Below are 19,710 nucleotides of genomic sequence, written 5' to 3' on the forward strand. Positions count from 1 at the left end.
GTTTTCACCTAAGTAGGTGAAAATATTTTAATCGGGAAAGCCTTGTGATGATTATTATTACAGGGGTTCCCGATTATTTTATGCTTTTATGTTGCGGATATAAGGAGTTAACAAAATCGTATTCTCAGAAAAACAAATCAAATAACACTCCTCGATAAATTTCACCCTAGAATAATGTACCTTTGAATAATGAATTGGAGTAAACCTAACTATTAATAAATTATCATGATGAAAACGAAATCCATCATCTTGGGCCTATTTATAATAGCTGCCCCGTTTGTAACCAAGGCGCAAACTTGCGACGCTTTCTTCCCATATAAAAAAGGGATGGTAATTGAACAACAATCATTCAGCCCTAAAAACAAAATAACGAGCAGTGTAAAGCAAACCGTCAAGGAGATTACAAACACCTCTCAGGGACTTAAGGTAGACCTTGCCAGCGAATACTTCGATGAAAAAGGGAAGTTGGCCGGTTCCTCCAACATGGTAATTACCTGCAAAAACGGAACCATTTCGGTGGACATGCGCAACTATTTGGATGCAAAATCAAAAGAATCGTTCAGCGGGGCAAACGTTACCATTGAAGGAAAACCGCTAGAATTACCATTTAACATGGCACCCGGGATGGATCTTCCTGAAGGATCTTTAATAATGAAGATGGCCATGGGCGACTCTCCCATTGCCATGAACCTTAACATGCGCATTTTCGACCGAAAGGTGGAAGGCATTGAATCGGTAACTACACCATCGGGCACCTACTCCTGCTATAAACTGAGCCAGAAAATTGAAATGAAGATGATGTTTACAGTCTCGGCAAAAAGCATCGAGTTCTACTCCAAAGAGTTTGGCCTTGTTCGCTCCGAATCGTATGACAGTAAAGGAAAATTAACTGGTTATACCGTTCTCAGCAAAATCAATTAAAAGATCACTAATATAGTGCATTAAGAGCTCGGGGAACCGAGCTCTTCTGTTTGATTGGAAAATTAATGAAACAAACAACAGAACGGAGGCATCATAATTGAGGTTATTCCGTTATATTTGGGGTTTTGTTGAATAGATTAAATGCACTATGGTAAAGATTACATTTCCCGACAATAATGTTAGGGAGTATCCGGTAGGAGTAACCGGGATGGAAATTGCCAAGAGTCTTAGCGACCGCTTGGCAAGGGAAGTATTGTCGATAACTGTAAACGGTCAGGTCACCGACCTCACCCGCCCTATTACCGAGGACGCAAGCATCGTGCTGCACAAATGGGAAGATGATCAAGGGAAGATGGCCTTTTGGCACTCCTCAGCTCACCTTATGGCTGAAGCGCTCGAAATACTCTACCCCGGAGTAAAGTTAGGCATTGGGCCAAGCATCGAAAACGGTTTCTACTACGATATTGACCTTGGAGAGCAAAGTTTTGCAGAAACCGACTTGGTGAAGGTGGAAGAGAAGATGCTGGAACTTGCCCGCGAAAAACAGGAATACATTCGTAAGGATGTAACCAAGGCCGAAGCTCTAAGAAACTTTACGGAAAAAGGCGATCCCTACAAGGTAGAACTCATTACCGATCTCGAAGACGGAACCATTACCTTATATACACAGGGTCAATTCACCGATCTATGTCGTGGACCTCACCTTCCCGACACCAGCTACATTAAGTCCATCAAATTGCTGAGCATCGCAGGGGCTTACTGGAGAGGCAACGAGAAGAACAAGATGCTTACGCGTATCTATGGTATCACGTTCCCCCAAAAGAAGCAGTTGGACGAATATCTGCTGCTGCTCGAGGAGGCCAAGAAGCGCGATCACCGTAAATTGGGTAAGGAACTCGAGTTGTTCACCTTCTCTCAGAAAGTTGGACAAGGCTTACCGTTATGGCTACCCAAGGGAGCCATGCTCCGTGAACGCCTAGAGAACTTCCTCAAGAAAATTCAGCGTAAGTATGGATACGAGCAGGTTATTACCCCGCACATTGGGAATAAAATGCTGTATGTTACTTCGGGTCACTACGCAAAGTATGGTCAGGATTCATTCCAACCAATACATACACCGGAAGAAGGCGAAGAATTTTTGCTAAAACCCATGAACTGCCCTCACCACTGTGAGATATACAAATTTAAGCCACGCTCCTACAAAGATCTTCCAATTCGCTTTGCCGAGTTTGGTACGGTATATCGCTACGAGCAGAGCGGCGAACTTCATGGCTTGACAAGAGTTCGCGGATTTACCCAAGACGACGCCCACCTTTTTGTCCGTCCCGATCAATTAAAAGATGAGTTCAAAAAAGTCATCGATATTGTTCTTTACATTTTTAAAACTTTAAAGTTCGAGGACTTTACTGCCCAGATATCGCTACGTGATCCCAATAATGCAGAAAAGTATATTGGAACGGATGAGAACTGGGAAAAAGCCGAAAGAGCTATCATTGAGGCCACCGAGGAGTTAGGTATGAACACCACTACCAAGGTTGGAGAGGCAGCCTTCTATGGTCCCAAGCTCGACTTCATGGTAAAGGATGCTATCGGACGCCGTTGGCAGTTGGGTACCATTCAGGTGGACTATAACCTACCGGAGCGTTTCGAACTGGAATATATCACCAGCGACGACAAACGTTTACGCCCAATTATGATTCACCGTGCTCCGTTTGGTTCGATGGAACGCTTTATTGCTGTATTACTAGAGCATACGGCAGGAAAATTCCCGCTCTGGCTTACACCCGATCAAGTAGTTATTTTGCCAATCAGCGAAAAGTACAACGAATACGCTAAAAAAGTTTCATTATTCCTAAATAATTACGATATTCGCACCCTGATTGATGACCGAAATGAGAAGATCGGTAAAAAGATCAGAGACAACGAATTAAAGAAAATTCCCTTCATGCTAATTGTTGGTGAAAAGGAAGAAGCTGAAGAAAAAGTTTCCGTCCGTCGCCAAGGAGAAGGGGATCAAGGAACACTTGGACTCGAAGAATTTGCACAATTTTTAACCGAAGAGGTTAAGAAAGAGACAGAAGAAGTTTAAGTTTAACCAACATTTTAGGAGGACTTAAAAATAGCAACACAAAATTTTAGGCCAAGAGGTATGCCTCCAAGGCCAGGACAGCAAAAAGATCAAGAACATGCGCTAAACGAGGGCATTCGTGCCCCAATGGTTCGAGTTGTTGGAGAAAATATAGAAGTTCCTGGGGTATTGCCCATTAAGGACGCAATCAAAATGGCTCAAGATCTTGAGTTGGATTTGGTTGAAATCTCTCCAAATGCGGACCCTCCTGTTTGTAGAATTGTTGACTATCAGAAATTTCTGTATCAACAAAAGAAAAAACAGAAGGAGATCAAGGCAAAGGCAACCAAAATCGTGGTTAAGGAAATTAGGTTTGGTCCTAATACCGACGAGCACGATTACAACTTTAAGTTGAAGCATGCAGAAAACTTCCTAAAGGAAGGTGCGAAAGTTAAGGCCTTCGTATTCTTCAAGGGTCGTTCCATTCTCTTCAAAGAGCAGGGTGAGATTCTTCTCCTCCGCTTTGCACAAGACTTGGAAGACCTAGGAAAGGTAGAGCAACTCCCCCGCTTGGAAGGTAAGCGTATGATTATGTTTATCACACCTAAAGCGGTTGTGAAAAAGAAGTAAGGTGGTTTAACAAATAAATATCGGACTTAATGCCAAAAATGAAGTCAAACTCCGGAGCCAAGAAAAGATTTACCTTGACCGGAACGGGAAAAATCAAGAGAAAACACGCATTTAAGAGCCACATCCTTACCAAAAAGGCAACCAAGAGAAAGAGAAATCTTACTCACACTGCCCTTGTAAGCGATGTAGATACTCGTAGAGTAAGAGCCCTTCTTGTTAAGTAGTTTTTTCGATTTTTCGATTAAAGAATTTTTACTTTAGTTTTAACCGAGTGAATTAGCACGAAGAGCCAATAGGCCGCTAATCATTCTAAAATGTAAAACAATGCCAAGGTCAGTAAACGCGGTTGCGTCGAGAGCTCGCAGAAAAAAAATCCTCAAACAAACCAAAGGTAACTTTGGCGCTAGAGGTAATGTAATTACGGTTGCCAAAAATACCTTAGAAAAAGGTTTAGGCTACGCTTACAGGGATCGTAAGAAGAAAAAAGGTATCTATCGCGGAATTTGGATTCAGAGAATCAACGCTGCGGTTAGAATGCACGGCATGACTTACTCCGAATTCATGGGTAAGGTTACTCAAAAGGGTATCGCTATCAACCGTAAGGTTCTTGCTGATCTCGCATTGAATCACCCAGAGGCATTCAATGCCATTGTTGCTCAAGTAAAGTAGTTTTAAACTACCAAACATATCGGCTACCCTCAGGTTAGCTAAATAATCTAAAAAGGGCTAATTCGTTAGCCCTTTTTTTTATCTTTATCGGCAAATAGTGTAATAGATTTTATTGTATGAAGATAGCCCTGATCGGTTACGGGAAAATGGGACGCGAGATTGAAGCCATTGCAATGGAGCGTAACCACCAGGTTGTTTTGACCATCGACAAGGAAAACTTTCGCGACCTTACAACAGAAAAACTCTCACAAGCAGATGTTGCTATTGAGTTTACCTCACCGCATACCGCATTCACCAATGTTTCGGCTTGCTTTAAAGCAGGTGTGCCCGTGGTTTCCGGTTCTACTGGATGGATGGAACAACTTTCGGAAGCAGAGGACCTCTGCAAAAAAATGAACGCCGGTTTTTTCTACGCATCAAATTATAGCGTTGGCGTGAATATCTACCTTAGGGTAAACAAGTTGCTTGCCTCCATTATGGCAAAAACTCCCGGTTATAGCCTCGAAATTGAGGAGACACACCACATCCAAAAACTAGATGCTCCATCGGGAACGGCCATCACACTTGCCGATGTAATTGCGGCGGAATTACCCGAAAAGATTGGGTGGACCATGAATCCCGCTGAAAAAGACGACCACGTATTTATTAAATCTGTTCGCGAAGGAAATGTTCCCGGAGTTCACTCGGTTAGTTACAGTTCCAACGTGGATGAGATCACCTTTACCCACGCGGCAAAAAACCGAAAAGGGCTCGCCCTTGGAGCTATTTTGGCTGCTGAATTTATGGTGGGTAGAAAAGGAATTTACGGAATGAATGATCTACTGAACCTTTAGAATAAATCAACTTGATTGATTGCAACCACAAGACATTTGCCAATTGAAAAATAGTAAAGCAACTAATACGACAAGCATGCAAAGTTTTTTCGCCTTTCTGAAAAACAAATATTTTAAGTTCGGCCTCACCGCAGTGTTTTACCTCTTATGGGTAATTTGGGTTGGAAACTACTTCCTTTTACTAGGGTTGGGAATAATTTTCGACCAGTATATTACCAAGAAGGTGAATTGGACCTTTTGGAAAAAAAGAAATGTTAAAAAAGGAGAACGGAGTGCAACCGCCGAATGGGTAGATGCACTGATTTTCGCTGCAATTGCGGCTACCTTTATCCGGATGTTCTTTATTGAAGCCTACACCATTCCAACATCGTCCATGGAGAAATCACTCCTTGTAGGCGATTTCCTCTTTGTGAGCAAGGTGGCTTATGGTCCAAAAATGCCCAATACCCCTATCGCGTTCCCTTTTGTGCATCACACCATGCCATTTGCTACCGAAACTCGGTCGTTTGTGGAGTGGATTCAATGGCCTTACAAACGGTTAGCTGGTTTGGGTGAGGTAAAGCGCAACGATGTGGTGGTTTTTAACTTCCCCGCAGGAGACACCGTGCTTCTCGATAACCCAACTGCCGACTATTACCAAGAATGTCGATACATTGGAAGAGAAGCCATATGGGATCGCTTTGGTACCCGCATAATTCACCGACCGATGGATAAATGCGAAAATTATATCAAGCGCTGCGTTGCCGTTTCGGGAGATTCATTGCAGGTAAAACAAGGTCAAGTTTTTATAAATGGAAAACCGCAGGAAGGTATCCCTGGCATACAGTTCTTGTATACAGTAAAAACGCAAGGATCAAAGATCAACGATATACGTCTCGACGAACTAGAAATACCTCAAGAATCACGCGGGTTTGATCCAAGTAGATCCGAACATACCATGTTCCTCTCAGCAGAAACTGCTCAAGAGTTAAGAAAACTCCCTATTGTGATTAGCGTTGAGAGATACAAAGAGCAAGGCAACAGCATTGTGTTCCCATTCAGCAAAAACTACCCATGGACCAAGGACAACTATGGTCCACTATGGATTCCTAAAAAGGGAGTAACCATAGACTTAAACCTCAAGAACCTGCCCATTTATGAGCGCATTATTGGCCACTATGAGGCAAATAAGCTGGAAGTAAAAGATTCCTCCATATTTATCAATGGTACGTTGGCAACCAGTTACACCTTCAAAATGGATTACTTCTTTATGATGGGCGATAATCGCGATAACTCTGCCGACAGCCGCTTCTGGGGATTTGTTCCCGAAGACCATGTCGTAGGAAAGGGATCGTTTATTTGGCTTTCGCTCAACAAAGACAAGTCGTTCCCAAGCAATATCCGATGGAGTAGAATGTTCTCGGTAATTCGATAATTGTTCCTATAAAAAAAGCGAGTGCCTCATTGGGGCACTCGCTTTTTTGTTTACACTGGTATACCCAACAATCATGAAACGAATAGTCTGCCAATTTTTTCGACATTCTCCCAATCCATTTACAACACGATTCAATCCACAGTAAGAAAACCAAAATTACCTTCCTATAAAAGAAAAAATGTGCTGATTTCAGAGCTATCTTTGCACAAATTTAAAGACTGTATGCTAAAGGACAAAGTGGTTGCTCTTTCAATTCGCGCTTGGGTAATCCTCACGAAATTCTACCATAAAATTAAGGCACAATTTGTAAAGGCAAAAGCCTATCCTACCTACAAAAAGGTGTTATTCTATATCTCGGCGTTTCTTGTATTTCTGTTTACGCTCCTACTGCTCATCAACATCAACTTCCTTTGGCTTTTTGGGAGTTCGCCTTGGATTGGCGACTTGATGAATCCAAAAATGAACATATCCTCGGAACTTTACTCCGAAGACGGAAAATTACTGGGGAAATACTTTGTCGAGAACCGCACCCCCGTAACCTATGAGGAGATAAATCCCTTCCTAATCAAGACGCTTATTGCCACCGAAGATATTCGGTTCTACCACCACATTGGTGTCGACTTCAAGGGAACGTTTGCCGCCATCTCCTCCACCCTTCAGGGGGACAGGCGCGGTGGAAGCACCATTACTCAGCAGCTGGTAAAAAATCTATTTAAAACCCGCGCCGATTACTCCAAAGGCTTGTTGGGTTACATCCCAGGGGTAAATGTATTTATCTACAAAATAAAGGAGTGGTCAACCGCTCTGCAGATTGAACTCTTCTACAACAAACAGGAGATTCTCACCCTCTATTTTAATACGGTGAGCTTTGGCAGCAATACCCACGGTATTAAAACAGCAGCCACCACCTTCTTTAAGAAGTCGCCCGCAGCACTGAGCATGCAGGAGTGCGCCTTACTGATAGGAATGCTTAAGGCTCCATCCAGCTATAGCCCTATTCGCCACCCCAAACGGGCTCTCGAGCGGCGCAACGTTGTATTCGATCAGCTTGAGAAGTATAAGTATATCACAACTATGCAACACGATTCGCTAGTTAAACTGCCCATTACGCTAAACTTCAATACCGACGAAAATAACGATGGCAATGCCAGCTACGTGCGTAATGCGGTAAATAACTTTCTTCGCGATTGGCTCAAGGAAAACGACATCGATCTTTATAGCGACGGATTGATAATACACACCACCATTAACTCCAGCATGCAAAAGTATGCCGAGGAGGCCATGGCTAAGCAGATGAAGATGCTGCAGCGTCGGTTTTACGACCACTGGCAAGGGAAGAATCCATGGGCTGACGAAAAGGGAGTAGATATCCCCAACTTTATCGAGGACGCAGCAAAACAAACCTCTCGCTACAAAACACTGGCAAAACATTTCGACAACAACCCCGATTCCATTGACAGGCATATGAACCTGCCGTCACGAATGAGGGTATTTACCTGGAATGGAGAAAAGGATACCACCTTTAGTCCGATGGATTCTATTCGTTACTACAAGAAGATTCTGCACGCTGGGTTGGTTTCGATGGAGCCTAACGAGGGCTATATTCGCGCTTGGGTTGGCGACATTAACTACGAATATTTTAAGTTTGACCACGTTAAACAGTCGAGACGTCAACCCGGATCACTATTCAAAGCATACGTTTATGCGGCCGCGATGAATGCCGGTTATGGTCCATGCGATCAGATGACCGACCAACCCGTTACTATCAACTATGTGGAAAATGGTGTCGACAAGAGTTGGAGTCCTAACAATGCCGACTGCGCTTTCTCGGGCAAAACCATGACGCTTAAGTATGCTTTTGCTAAATCGATAAACTCCATTGCGGTTCAGCTAACCCAAAAAGTTAGCCCGAAAACAGTAATCGAATACGCGCACAAGATGGGAATAACCACCCCTCTGGTTGAGGTTCCATCCGTTGGATTAGGCTCAAGTGATGTTTCGCTCTACGAAATTGTGAACTCCTACTGCACCATGACCAATGGTGGATTTAAGGTAGAACCTATCCTTGTCACCAAGATTGAGAATAACAAGGGCGAAGTGATCTTCGAAGCCAAACCGAAGAAGACGCAGGTTTTAACCCCAGTTACTGCATTTTACATGCTAGAACTGCTCAAAGCAGGGCTTACAGAGTACGGCGCCACTACCCAAGCCCTATTCGGCTACAACCTCTTCCGCGGAAACACTATGGATTTTGGCGGAAAGACAGGAACCTCGAGCAATCAATCAGACGGTTGGTTTATCGGCGTATCTCCAAATTTGGTAACGGGTACTTGGGTTGGAGCCGAAGCACGCGCCATTCACTTTAAAACCACTGCCACGGGAGAGGGATGCAAAACCGCTCTTCCCATTTATGGATACTACATGGAGAAGGTAGTAAAAGATGATAAATTCCCCCAGTATCGCGGACGTTTCCCTAAAGTTAAACTCGATATCCCCAAGGATTACAGCTGTCATACCCGCTATGTACCCAAGGATACCACTGCTGTATTGTCCGACTCGACGTTAGTCGACAGCCTTACAGTTCAATAACTCCATACATTTTGGTTCAGAGCAAAAAAAGACCAGCCCCGCGGAAGAAACCGATTGCAAAAAAGCGACCTGCCACCACTGGCAAAAAATCGAAAGGGGCAATTAAGGAGTGGATTATTGCTCTCTTAATTGCGCTTGTTCTAATTACCTTCATTCGGGTATTGCTGGTTGATATTGTCATGGTTAGGGACGAACAGATGCAAGCCACCTTTTCGTCGGGAAAGGTAATTGCCATAAGTAAAATTTCGCCAGGAGCCAGGTTTCCGATAACCCTTTTCAGCTGGGAGAGTCCTAAGGATTCGGTAGGAAATTTCACCGGGTATGATTTCACACTTCAACTTCCTCCAATTCGTTTCTGGAGCAATAAAATAAAGTCAACGGACAAAGGGAAAATATACGCCTACAACGAGCCAGACGATAATCCAAAAATCCCCATTGACAAAAAGAAGTTCGTTCTTGGTCGAGCAGTAGCCATTCCCGGTGATATCGTATTGCTAGAACAAGGCCAAATCATTGTAAATGGGGTGGCGGTGAGCTATCCACTGAGCGCAGAATACTTCTACCACCTCAAGGCAAAAGGAAGTTCAAAAGCAATGCTCGCTAAAATCGAAATAGAAGAGGCTTCGACAGGAAAAGACGGTATAGTGCAGCTCTACGCCACCAAGGAACAGGCAAAAAAGATAAAGGCGTTTGAATCCGTAAAATCGATAGTGCACGAAACGGTCAGTTCGCACCACGACTTTATGCACCTGCTATCAAAATTCAAAAAAGGATTCAGGCTCCCAACTAAAGGCGATAGTATTTCGCTAGAGGCCGGAAACTTCGAGATTTACGCACCTCTAATAATTGGTGGAGAGTCCATTGATGCGGAACTAAGGTTGGATGGATTATACATCGACGGTAAGATAGTTTCCGCCTATACCTTTAAAAACAGCTACTACTTTATGCTGAAGGACAACGTTGATAACAGCATTGACTCGCGTAGCTACGGACCTGTCAGCGAGAGCTATTTGATAGGCCGAGTGACGGGGCAGTAGAAAAGGCGGGAGTCCGAAGACGGAAGACGGAAGTCCGAAGTCCGAAGACTGAAGACTGAAGACTGAAGACTGAAGACTGAAGACTGAAGACTGAAGACTGAAGACTGAAGACTGTAGACTGTAGACTGAAGACTGAAGACTGTAGACTGTAGACTGTAGACTGTAGACTGTAGACTGTAGACTGTAGACTGTAGACTGTAGACTGTAGACCGTAGACTGTAGACCGTAGACCGAAGACTGAAGACTGAAGACCGTAGACTGTAGACTGTAGACCGTAGACCGTAGACTGTAGACCGTAGACTGTAGACTGTAGACTGAAGACTGTAGACTGTAGACTGAAGACTGTAGACTGAAGTCCAAAGACAACGCCCGGAGCATACACCCCGAGCGAAAATCAATAAACGCGTGTTTGAAATCGACTAAGCCGAATTGCGTCCGGCATTAATTAGTCCAAAGGAGCACCGAACTACCAATGCACCATAAATCTCGGCACGCTCGGTAAGGCCTTCGGCCAATGACTTATCTACCTCGCGAAGGGCAAACTGCTGGATGAGTACCAATGGCTGAATGATTGACTCACGCAGCTGCACCGAGAGCTTATCCTTAGGGTTTTTCTCCATGAGAACCTTCGATCCGGATACTTTCAGCAGATACTCTATCGAGAGGTTATATTCCTGACGAATGTCGCTCCAAATATCCGCATACGCCTCATCGCTCTGGGCAAAAGCGGTAACTTCGAAGTTCGATTTTTCGAGAACCATTTGACTATTCTCCACCAGCGTGCGGAAGAATCGGCTGCGCTGGTAAAGTCCGGCCATATCCGCCTCTCCATACTTGGCATAAACCTGACGCAATGCTTCACCAAAGCCATAATAACCCGGCACGTTTTGCTTATTCTGACTCCATGAGCCCACAAATGGAATGGCACGCAGGCTTTCGAATTTTACTTCACCACCCTGATTCCGCTTATCGGGTCGGCTACCAATGTTGGCCTTGCCAAAGAAGTTGAGCGGAGAGTATTTTTGCATATAAGGAATAAACTCCGGTCGTAGCTTCAGCTTTGAGTATACCGCACGGCTGATATCCATGATTTCATTCATCACTTGCCTATCTTTCGCCTCAAATTCGGCACTATAGCTGGTATCTACCCTGTTTTTCAGAGCAGCGGAGAGGAGTTGCTCCATATTGTACTGGGCCGCCATAGGAGTTCCGAAATTGGAACTGATGGTCTGCCCTTGTATGGTTAGCTGAATCTCCTTATTCGCAACATTTTTGGCCTGCGAGGAGTAGTATTGATTGGTTTTTCCACCACCACGAGCGGCAGGGCCTCCCCTACCATCGAAGAATATTACTTGAATACCGTATTTCTCCGAAATAGCACTAAGCATCTCCTTGGCATGGTAAATAGACCAGTTGGCGGCGAAGTAGCCACCGTCCTTGGTTCCATCGGAGAAGCCAAGCATAATGGTTTGGCAATTCCCGCGGCGGCCAAGGTGTGCCATATAGGTGGGATTGGAATAGAGTGTCTCCATAACCTTATCGCAAACCACTAGGTCGTCGATGGTTTCGAACAGGGGAATCAGGTCGACCGTAATATCCTTCTCGGCCCAACCATTGATGGTAAAGAGGCGGTAAAGCAGCATTACATCCGATGCCCGACCACAGTTGGAGATGATGTAACGGTTGCAACCCTTCTCGCCATTTTGCTCCTGAATAGTTTTGATAACCTTAACCGATAGGGCCGTTTCGCGAGCCATATCCGAAAGGGGGCTCAAATCGGTAAGCGAGGCATCGAGTCCCGTAAACCAATCGACCAACTCCTGCTCGGTTTTTGTTTCGAACGCATTGGCAAAGGCAGGAACCATCTCGGTAAAGACGCGGCGATGGGTAAAGGCATCCTGCCGAATATCCACGGAGGCAAAGTGAGTTCCAAATATTTTGATGGTGTTGATCAACCGGTGCATATTAGCGGAATAGAGTCCGCCAAACTTTTCCACCACTTGGCGATCGAGATCCTCCAACTTTTCGATGAGCCACTCCTTTTTTATCGACCCCTGCCCATAGATACAATCGGAGAGCATCTTCTCAATGGCCAGCAGTTCGTCCGAAACACCTCCAAAGGTCATGTGCTTTTTCAGCTGACGGATGGAGCGGTAGTATTTCCTCAGGATAGATTTCCGAAGCAGTTCGGCAACCTTCTCGGTAATTTCGGCAGTGACAAAGGGATTTCCATCCCGATCGCCACCGGGCCAAAAGCCCAGCTCAACAAGGTTATGGTTGATATACCCTTCGGAGGGCATAATGTAAAACAGCTCGTCGTGGATAGACATTACCGCATTATAGAGTGCATTCTCCAAATACCAAATAAGGCTTTGCGCCTCATCGAGCGGTGTGGGCTTCTTTATATTGTAAAAAGGAGTATAGGCCAGCTGCTGAAGGAGCGTATTTATCGTATCGATATCGTTGCTCTTGATGGCCTCATCGAGCGAGTTAATGATGGAGAGAATGGCTCCCGAGTAAAACTGGGTAGGATGCGCCGTAAGCACCAACCGAATCTTTAGATCCTTAATGGTAGAGAGCAAATCGTCGGCGAGTCCACTCTTCAGGTAGTTTTTCAGCACGATATTAAGGGAATTGGAGCCGTGCAAATCGTTAATCTTGTCGAAAGCAGAATCTTCCACTGCATCAAAAATAACTACCTGACGCTCGATAACCCCAATAAAACCTACCAGAAGGCTAAGCGTTTCCTCCTCACTTTGGATGAATCCCATATTCGTGCAGAAGGAGGCAATAATACCCTCTGGCGTTTCACCCCGCAAGATCCCTTGCTTCACATGCTCGCCAAAATGATCGAGCAATACGCCTTCTTCCGTTTTTGACAGGCCAATAAAGATACTGTTATATATCTCGAACCTCCTTCGAACCCAACTCTCGAAGTTCTGTAGTTGATAGGTTGTATTCATAATTGGCTATTTATGTTGTGACAGGGCCTTTCTAGCCCAAATTATTACAAAAACAAAAGTAGCAAAACCTACGGACATTGGGGCAATGGCGCACAAACCAACCATATATTTTACCCGCAAACGTTGTCGCGGATTAGGAACGGCCCTGTGTGTGAACGGTGAGGCGTTTTTCATCGCCGAAATGTTGTCTCCCTTTGTCGACCGGTAAATGAAGGCGGCGTGATGAGATTATACACATTTGGCATCATTTGTCCGCGCCGCCAAACGGAATGAACATTCCCATACCTAGCCGAGGCCTTACGACCTCGCCTAATATATGTCGCACCTTCGGCGCTTGCATTTGGCAACAACATTTTGCGGCCTGCAATCCGTGCATTTTCAAATTGCCAAATTGCCGAATTATCCTACCATACCAGACGCAACGCATTGCGTCTCTACACCCGCCCCTTCCTCCACCTGAATTGTCGAATTGGCTCATTGCCGAATTGGCACATTAATTACTACCTTGGCTTCCGAAATATCAGAAAACCATCAGCCATGCTAAGAATCGTTGTAATTGTATCACTCATCCTCTTTGTTGCTCGCGCAGAAGCACAACCAATACCCCTCACGCCCACCGACAGCACCCTAACGCTACTCTTTATTGGCGATGTTATGGGCCACGGTCCGCAAATTAACTCAGCCTACGACACCGTTACCGACACCTACTCTTACGACACCGTTTTTAGCCGTATTCGGCCGTTCATTGAACTTTCGGATATTGCCATTGCCAACCTTGAGGTTACCCTTGCCGGTAAGCCCTACACGGGATACCCCACATTTAGCTCGCCCGTGGCACTGGCAGCGGCCCTTAAAACCGCAGGCGTAGATATTTTGGCCACGGCCAATAACCACTCCGCCGACCGTAGTAAAAATGGCATTACCCGAACCATTGAGGAGCTCAACAAACTGAACATTCCCCATACCGGTACCTTTGCCAATCAGGCCGAGCGCGATACCACCTATCCCTTAATCATCGAAAAGAACGGCTTCCGATTGGCACTGCTCAACTGCACCTACGGAACCAACGGCATTGAGGTGCCAAAGCCTACGCTGGTAAATACTATCGACACGGCCCAAATTCGCCGAGATTACTACCGCGCCCGCCTCCTGAACGTAGATGAGGTGATTGCCTTTGTGCACTGGGGCGTGGAATACCAGGAAGAGCCCAACGCCGAGCAGATAGCCATTGCCGCCTACCTACATAAGCTGGGCATTCGGATTGTGATAGGCTCGCACCCGCACGTAATCCAGCGCATGGAAGCCACCTACGACAGCGATACCACGGTAGGAAACATTACAGTATACTCGCTCGGTAACTTTGTATCGAACCAGCGCACCAGAAACAGAAACGGAGGCGCACTTGCCTACATTAAGCTTACCAAGCACGAAAAAAAGACTCAAATAAAGGCAGGTGGATACTTGCTGGCGTGGGTACAAACTCCAATGCGCAACGGCCGCAAAGTATACCAAGTGCTACCAGTATCGGAGTACGAGCAGCTGGAGGGCTACTTCTCACCAGCCGACCAGGCGCTCTTCGACGAGTTTGCCAAGGACTCGCGCGACCTCTACGGCCGCCGCAACCGAAACTTCCCAGAACTTATCTTCCTGAAACGGACGGGGAAGTGGCTGCTGCCATAACTATCTTCGATAGCTTTATTTCAAAACAACCTCGGCCTCACAATGTGAGGCCGAGGTTGTTTTATGCAGGAAAAGTCAGGGTGTAACTCATTCTCGAACGCGTAGTAGTCACGCCCTGACGAAATTTGCGCTTAGCCATTTTGAAACCTCATTATCGAGAATTTCTTGCTCAATGTAAAGCCCCTGCTCAACATCCTTCCTCGATGCCACTATTTCATTTCGTTGCTCTGGTGTAAGAGCAATAATCTCGGCTTCTGTTTTAGAATCGAGAATAGTTTTTATTGCCTTGAGAAATGATACATCATTTATCTCGGTAATCCTATGAATCAACATCTTCTTAAGCTCAACCGTTGTCATGGCTAACCTCCTTTTTTGCAAAGATACGAATATTTCCTCCGCAAAGTTTAAGGGGTAATCGCCTCAAATAATACCACGATAGAAGCACAAAACAAAAACGGCCCTGCACTGATTGTGAGGCCGAGGTTGTTTTTATGCGGAAAAGTCAGGGTGTGACTACTATTCGGCCGAGAACAAGTCACGCCCTGACTGGCATATGTGTTTCCCCAATTTACCCCAATTCTCCTACCCCACCCTCAGCTGTTCCACATTTTTTCAACTTTTTTAAAAAAATTCCTCCACAATTTTTTGCCTCGTAATTTCTTTTTTTTGTAACTTGTTCATCGTTAAACCTAAAACTAACCCCAGTGGAGGCAACTGAGCCCGCATACCGGCTCGGCAATACCTCTGCTTAAGCAAATGGGCAATGAATTATAGCTGGCATAACCGCAGCAACTCCCCTTCTCCAAATGTTATGGGAGAACCTCCGTAGGTTCTACTCGCTGATTGCAGTCAGTAAGCCAAACCGAAGTGGGTTCTACTCGCTGATCGCAGTCAGTAAGCCAAACCGAAGCGGGTTCTACTCGCTGATCGCAGTCAGTAAACCAAACCGAAGCGGGTTCTACTCGCTGATCGCAGTCAGTAAACCAAACCGAAGAGGGTTCTACTCGCTGATCGCAATCAGTAAGCCAAACCGAAGCGGGTTCTACTCGCTGATCGCAATCAGTAAGCCAAACCGAAGCGGGTTCTACTCGCTGATCGCAATCAGTAAACAAAACACACAAACATTTTCAATTCCTAACCTAAAATTCATACATATGCCAAACATAGCTAGACTTCCCATAGCAGCCGTAGGTGCTGCAGGAGCAATGTTAGTAGAAACGAGCGAAAAAACGGGCTCGGCAGCGGTTACCGGGTGCGCAGCCTTTGTAACGCTTAAGGCCGTCAACGAGGCCTATAAGGTTAGCATGGGCAAGCAGTCGGGCAGCTTCGATACCGATGAGGTGGCGAACGCCGACAAGCAGCGCGATATGGCTGTTGTGGGTATCCGCTTGCACGTTCACTCCAAAACTTACTGGCCCGATGCGCTCGTTGTGCAGTCGGCCCATCGGCTAAAGGCGGTAGTGGATATGTATGCCGCTGGTATTGAAGACGAGGCCTACAACGACGAGTCCACCCTAATACACACCTTCCTTACTAAGCTGGCCGAACCCCAATGGCAGGAGGACATTACCCATACTGAGATGCAGCCGCTTATCGACCGCCTAATCAACACCGAGCAAACCTTTGAGCAGTTGCAGCGCAAGCGCGCGGTAACCTCCGCCACCGAAAGCGAAATTTTGGCGGCCACCAAGCAGCGTAAGGCGCTGGAGAAGGCCATCCGTGCCTTTATGCAGTATGCAGAAGCCATGAACTTGGTGAATCCGGGAACCGTTTGGTACAACATCGTTATTACCATTCGGCAGCAGCTGTCCGAAATAGAGCGCGGGCACCGCACAGGCGGAAAGACGGCACCGGACGACCTCAGTAAGGATTAATCCTCCCCCTATTTACGAAAAGAGACCTAGCCATGCTAGGTCTCTTTTTTGTTGTGCAATTGAGAAGCGATGCTTCGCTATAAACTATTATAAAAATCGGACAACGACTGCTCATAGTCCGGTTTTACAGCGATCACTTCGTTATACTCCGGAGACTGTTTTATTTGGTCGATAGTTAAATTGATCTTGATTTCCTTCTTCGCATAGCTGATCTCGGCCAGCGAAGCAGTAGGAATCATAACCTTCTTGCTCCAAGGCATCCAATTACTGGTATCGACAATTACGTAAACAATTTGCCAATCGTCCTCATCAATAATAAGGTCGCAGACATGACCAAAAACGCCATCGGTTGCATGAACATGATAATTTGCTACCTCATTATAGCTTCGCAGATTGGTATTCAGATCTTTTTCGTTTATATCCTTCGTGGGCACCGATATTGGTCGCGGAGGATACATCACCTTCATTGCAGATGCAGGTAAATCCCAATAGTTTACGATACGGTAATGCTTATGATACTCCTCTTCATACCTGCTGGAAACGGGAAGATGTTCCTGCAGTGGTGGGGCCTTTTCGATATCGGCTTTTAGCAGTTTCACAGGAAAGAGAAAGTGGTCCCTATCGGGCTTTTCCAGAAATACGTTCCCAATTAATACACTTTTACCGTGCTTGGATGTTTCAAGGTCGGTCTTTAAATACCTGATGATCCATTTCTCTTCGTCGAAAAGAAAATCTTTAACGTCTCCCTTTTCGCCATCGATAGCTTTAACCCCAAAGTCTAATAATCTTTTCAGGCTGCGTTTCATGGTATAAAGTTTTTGTGAATAATTTGGCTTCTTCGCTAAAATCAATTCATCTTTATTTGCTATGCTCCTTATTTTAAGGATAACAGCTTAGCCTAATCTTTGTTTTATCGGGTTTGAAAAAAAAACAAGCGATATATTTGAAATGATATAGGCTATTCCGAGCATTTCAGAACAAAGACTAAAACGATAGATTTACCTTTCAGCGAAAAGCGCGAAACTGCAGCCCTGCACCTACCCTCAAGTCTCCACTAACAATTCATTATTACAAGAAAGGACGGAACCTATGCAGATTCCGTCCTTTCACGTTTAACCTTTAACTATATCGCTTCCTACTCCGCTATTATCTCATACTCGGGAGTAAACCTTAGGCGGAACATACCGGTGTTTTCGAAACCACCCACCATTCCCACGCGACGAAACCGGTAGGAACTTTGCAACAAGGTATCTTTATGGCACGAGAGGCATCGATCAAGCGTGCGGCCATAAAGGCTTACTGAGGGCACAAAGAAGTAGGTAACATCAAAGCCATGGAAGGCAATCTGGGTTGGATCGGACAGAAACCGCTTTTGGTAAAGCGAAACAAATTTCTTCACCCGTGGGGAGCTGTAGTCAATAAAGAAAGGTGAGATGTAGTGCAGCCCCAGGCTGTAGTAGTTTTCGATATCGATACTCTGGTAGCGCTGCCATTCGTTCAAACCATACAGCTGAATGGGCATGTTGTACACCACCCGCAGGTTATTGAGCTTGCTCAGCAAGTCCGAAACAAAGGCTTCGTTGTCCACGGGCACCACCACAATATTGTTGGTTGTTTTCGAGAAAGCCTTGAGAAAGATGCCAGCAAGCGCATCAAAATGTTGGGCCGTACGGTACGAGATGTGGAAGAATCGTTTGGTAATAATATCGCCAACGGTGGTGGGCGGAAATGCTGCCGATAGCTTGTTGCGCAGGCGAGTAACCAATTCGGACGAGTCTTTACCCGACTCATAAATGAGCACCACATTGCCCTCTTTGTTGGATATCACGTAGTCGGCAAGGGCATCGATCTGTTCGTTGTAGGTCGGCCAAATCTGAATAAAGTAGGGATTACTATCCACAATCTTGGGAGCCACCGCCAAGGGCGAAACCATAAATATCTTGCGCTGCTGCGCATACTCTGCCACCGGTTTAATCCCACTGGCATAGGCTGGGCCGATAATCAAATCGGTAGCAAGGCTCAATCGCTTTAGCTGATCCTGATCCTTCTTGGTGTCGATAACCTGCAAATCGACTTTATATCCCGTATCGCGAAGCATCTCAAGGGCAATAAGCGATCCCTGGTAGAAGTTTACAAAGTTCTGCTGGTCGGAGTTAATTTTGCCCGTCTCACTTCCGGGCAACTTCCCCTTGGCGTTGAACGGAAGCACAATGGCCAGATGCACCGGATTGCTAAAAACCGGCTTAAACGAATCGCATCCACAGCCGTTGCTCAAACCCTCAACGATAGCAACAGGCTTGCTCTCGGCAACTACAACCGCCTTAAGTGGCACCCGGAGCACGTAACCAATTTTAAGCACGCCTTGCGTCTCTTGGTTTTGCTTAATAAGCGAATCAATGTGTATGGAGTAACGTTTGGAAAGGGAGTAGAAAGTCTCCTTTGCCTTTACGGTATGCATCAGGTAATCGCCCGTAATAAAATCGGCCGTATCGATAGGCTGAACAGCAGCAGGGGTTTTGATGGAATCGCGCTGAAGGACTTCGGTAGGGACTTCCCGCTTGGGAATCACCACCACCTGCGACTCTTGAACACCATTCTCCACCTCCACGTTGCTCTTGATGAGCACAGCCACGGAAACCTCATAGAATCGGGCAATAGCAGTTAGGGTCTCGCCCTTTCTTACAATATGGTATATAAAATCGGCATCCTCGGTAACCCCTTTCAGATCCTCGGCTTTAATAAGTAGCGCTGGTATCTTGAGTGCTTGATCCACCTTTAGTCCTTGGTAGATATCGGGGTTTTCGGTCGAAATATCGGCCTGACTAACGCCATAAGCCTTGCTGATGGAGAACAGAGTCTCCCCCTTCTGAACCACATGAATGAAATAGAATTTGGTTCCAATCTTCACCTTTTGGGTTGACTTTTGAATTATCACGGGGGTGGAAATGGTCTCTTGACCAAGAGCTGTAAGGGATACAGCCACCATAAGCATCACAAAAAGAGTTCGAATCATCGGTTTTGGCTTTTTTCTC

The 19,710-nt window shown here is 45.6% G+C and carries 16 protein-coding genes; 11 read left to right on the forward strand and 5 right to left on the reverse strand.

Going from position 1 to position 19,710, the window contains the following annotated elements:
- Window positions 1-225: 225 nt before the first annotated feature.
- The 9 genes from BLS65_RS12270 (at window position 226) to BLS65_RS12310 (ending at window position 10,161) form a co-directional block, all read left to right on the forward strand.
- Entirely contained in the window at window positions 226-921 is a 696-nt protein-coding gene (locus BLS65_RS12270; RefSeq protein WP_092439426.1) for a TapB family protein, read from the forward strand.
- A gap of 148 nt (window positions 922-1,069) precedes the next feature.
- Window positions 1,070-3,010: a threonine--tRNA ligase gene (thrS, locus tag BLS65_RS12275; protein ID WP_092439429.1), complete on the forward strand. Its 1,941-nt coding sequence runs from the start codon at window positions 1,070-1,072 to the stop codon at window positions 3,008-3,010.
- A gap of 60 nt (window positions 3,011-3,070) precedes the next feature.
- On the forward strand, window positions 3,071-3,619 hold the full coding sequence (gene infC, locus BLS65_RS12280) for a translation initiation factor IF-3 (protein ID WP_092439431.1): 549 nt from the start codon (window positions 3,071-3,073) through the stop codon (window positions 3,617-3,619).
- Window positions 3,620-3,648: 29 nt separating this feature from the next.
- A complete protein-coding gene (gene rpmI, locus BLS65_RS12285) occupies window positions 3,649-3,843 on the forward strand; it encodes a 50S ribosomal protein L35 (RefSeq protein ID WP_092439432.1) in 195 nt (64 codons plus the stop codon).
- A 100-nt stretch (window positions 3,844-3,943) separates the two neighbouring features.
- A complete protein-coding gene (gene rplT, locus BLS65_RS12290; RefSeq protein ID WP_092439434.1) occupies window positions 3,944-4,288 on the forward strand; it encodes a 50S ribosomal protein L20 in 345 nt (114 codons plus the stop codon).
- A gap of 116 nt (window positions 4,289-4,404) precedes the next feature.
- Window positions 4,405-5,121, forward strand: a complete 717-nt coding sequence (dapB, locus tag BLS65_RS12295) for a 4-hydroxy-tetrahydrodipicolinate reductase (protein WP_092439436.1) — start codon at window positions 4,405-4,407, stop codon at window positions 5,119-5,121.
- Window positions 5,122-5,197: 76 nt separating this feature from the next.
- Window positions 5,198-6,535 carry a signal peptidase I gene (lepB, locus tag BLS65_RS12300; RefSeq protein ID WP_092439438.1) on the forward strand — a complete coding sequence of 446 codons (1,338 nt, stop codon included), beginning with the start codon at window positions 5,198-5,200 and terminating at the stop codon, window positions 6,533-6,535.
- Window positions 6,536-6,757: 222 nt separating this feature from the next.
- The gene (locus BLS65_RS12305; protein ID WP_092439440.1) at window positions 6,758-9,124 is read left to right on the forward strand and encodes a transglycosylase domain-containing protein; all 2,367 of its coding nucleotides are present in this window, start codon (window positions 6,758-6,760) and stop codon (window positions 9,122-9,124) included.
- A gap of 11 nt (window positions 9,125-9,135) precedes the next feature.
- Window positions 9,136-10,161, forward strand: coding sequence for a S26 family signal peptidase (locus BLS65_RS12310; protein WP_092439442.1), 1,026 nt, complete (start codon window positions 9,136-9,138; stop codon window positions 10,159-10,161).
- 419 nt (window positions 10,162-10,580) lie between these two features.
- On the opposite strand, the gene BLS65_RS12315 is transcribed toward BLS65_RS12310, so the two are convergent.
- Window positions 10,581-13,124: a phosphoenolpyruvate carboxylase gene (locus BLS65_RS12315; RefSeq protein WP_092439444.1), complete on the reverse strand. Its 2,544-nt coding sequence runs from the start codon at window positions 13,122-13,124 to the stop codon at window positions 10,581-10,583.
- 537 nt (window positions 13,125-13,661) lie between these two features.
- Between BLS65_RS12315 and BLS65_RS12325 the strand changes: the two genes are divergently transcribed.
- A complete protein-coding gene (locus BLS65_RS12325; RefSeq protein ID WP_125869859.1) occupies window positions 13,662-14,804 on the forward strand; it encodes a CapA family protein in 1,143 nt (380 codons plus the stop codon).
- A gap of 108 nt (window positions 14,805-14,912) precedes the next feature.
- On the opposite strand, the gene BLS65_RS12330 is transcribed toward BLS65_RS12325, so the two are convergent.
- A complete protein-coding gene (locus BLS65_RS12330) occupies window positions 14,913-15,161 on the reverse strand; it encodes a hypothetical protein (protein WP_092439451.1) in 249 nt (82 codons plus the stop codon).
- A gap of 452 nt (window positions 15,162-15,613) precedes the next feature.
- The gene (locus BLS65_RS12335; protein ID WP_092439453.1) at window positions 15,614-15,916 is read right to left on the reverse strand and encodes a hypothetical protein; all 303 of its coding nucleotides are present in this window, start codon (window positions 15,914-15,916) and stop codon (window positions 15,614-15,616) included.
- A gap of 42 nt (window positions 15,917-15,958) precedes the next feature.
- On the opposite strand from BLS65_RS12335, the gene BLS65_RS12340 reads away from it, so the two are divergent.
- The gene (locus BLS65_RS12340; protein ID WP_092439455.1) at window positions 15,959-16,678 is read left to right on the forward strand and encodes a DUF6261 family protein; all 720 of its coding nucleotides are present in this window, start codon (window positions 15,959-15,961) and stop codon (window positions 16,676-16,678) included.
- A 77-nt stretch (window positions 16,679-16,755) separates the two neighbouring features.
- Here the strand turns inward: BLS65_RS12340 and BLS65_RS12345 are convergent, their stop codons facing one another.
- Entirely contained in the window at window positions 16,756-17,484 is a 729-nt protein-coding gene (locus BLS65_RS12345) for a PRC-barrel domain-containing protein (protein ID WP_092439457.1), read from the reverse strand.
- Between the two features lie 329 nt (window positions 17,485-17,813).
- A complete protein-coding gene (locus BLS65_RS12350) occupies window positions 17,814-19,691 on the reverse strand; it encodes a PBP1 and LysM peptidoglycan-binding domain-containing protein (protein WP_092439459.1) in 1,878 nt (625 codons plus the stop codon).
- Between the last annotated feature and the right edge of the window lie 19 nt (window positions 19,692-19,710).

The sequence above is a fragment of the Williamwhitmania taraxaci genome (genome assembly GCF_900096565.1).
In the GTDB taxonomy this organism is placed as follows: Bacteria; Bacteroidota; Bacteroidia; order Bacteroidales; family Williamwhitmaniaceae; genus Williamwhitmania; species Williamwhitmania taraxaci.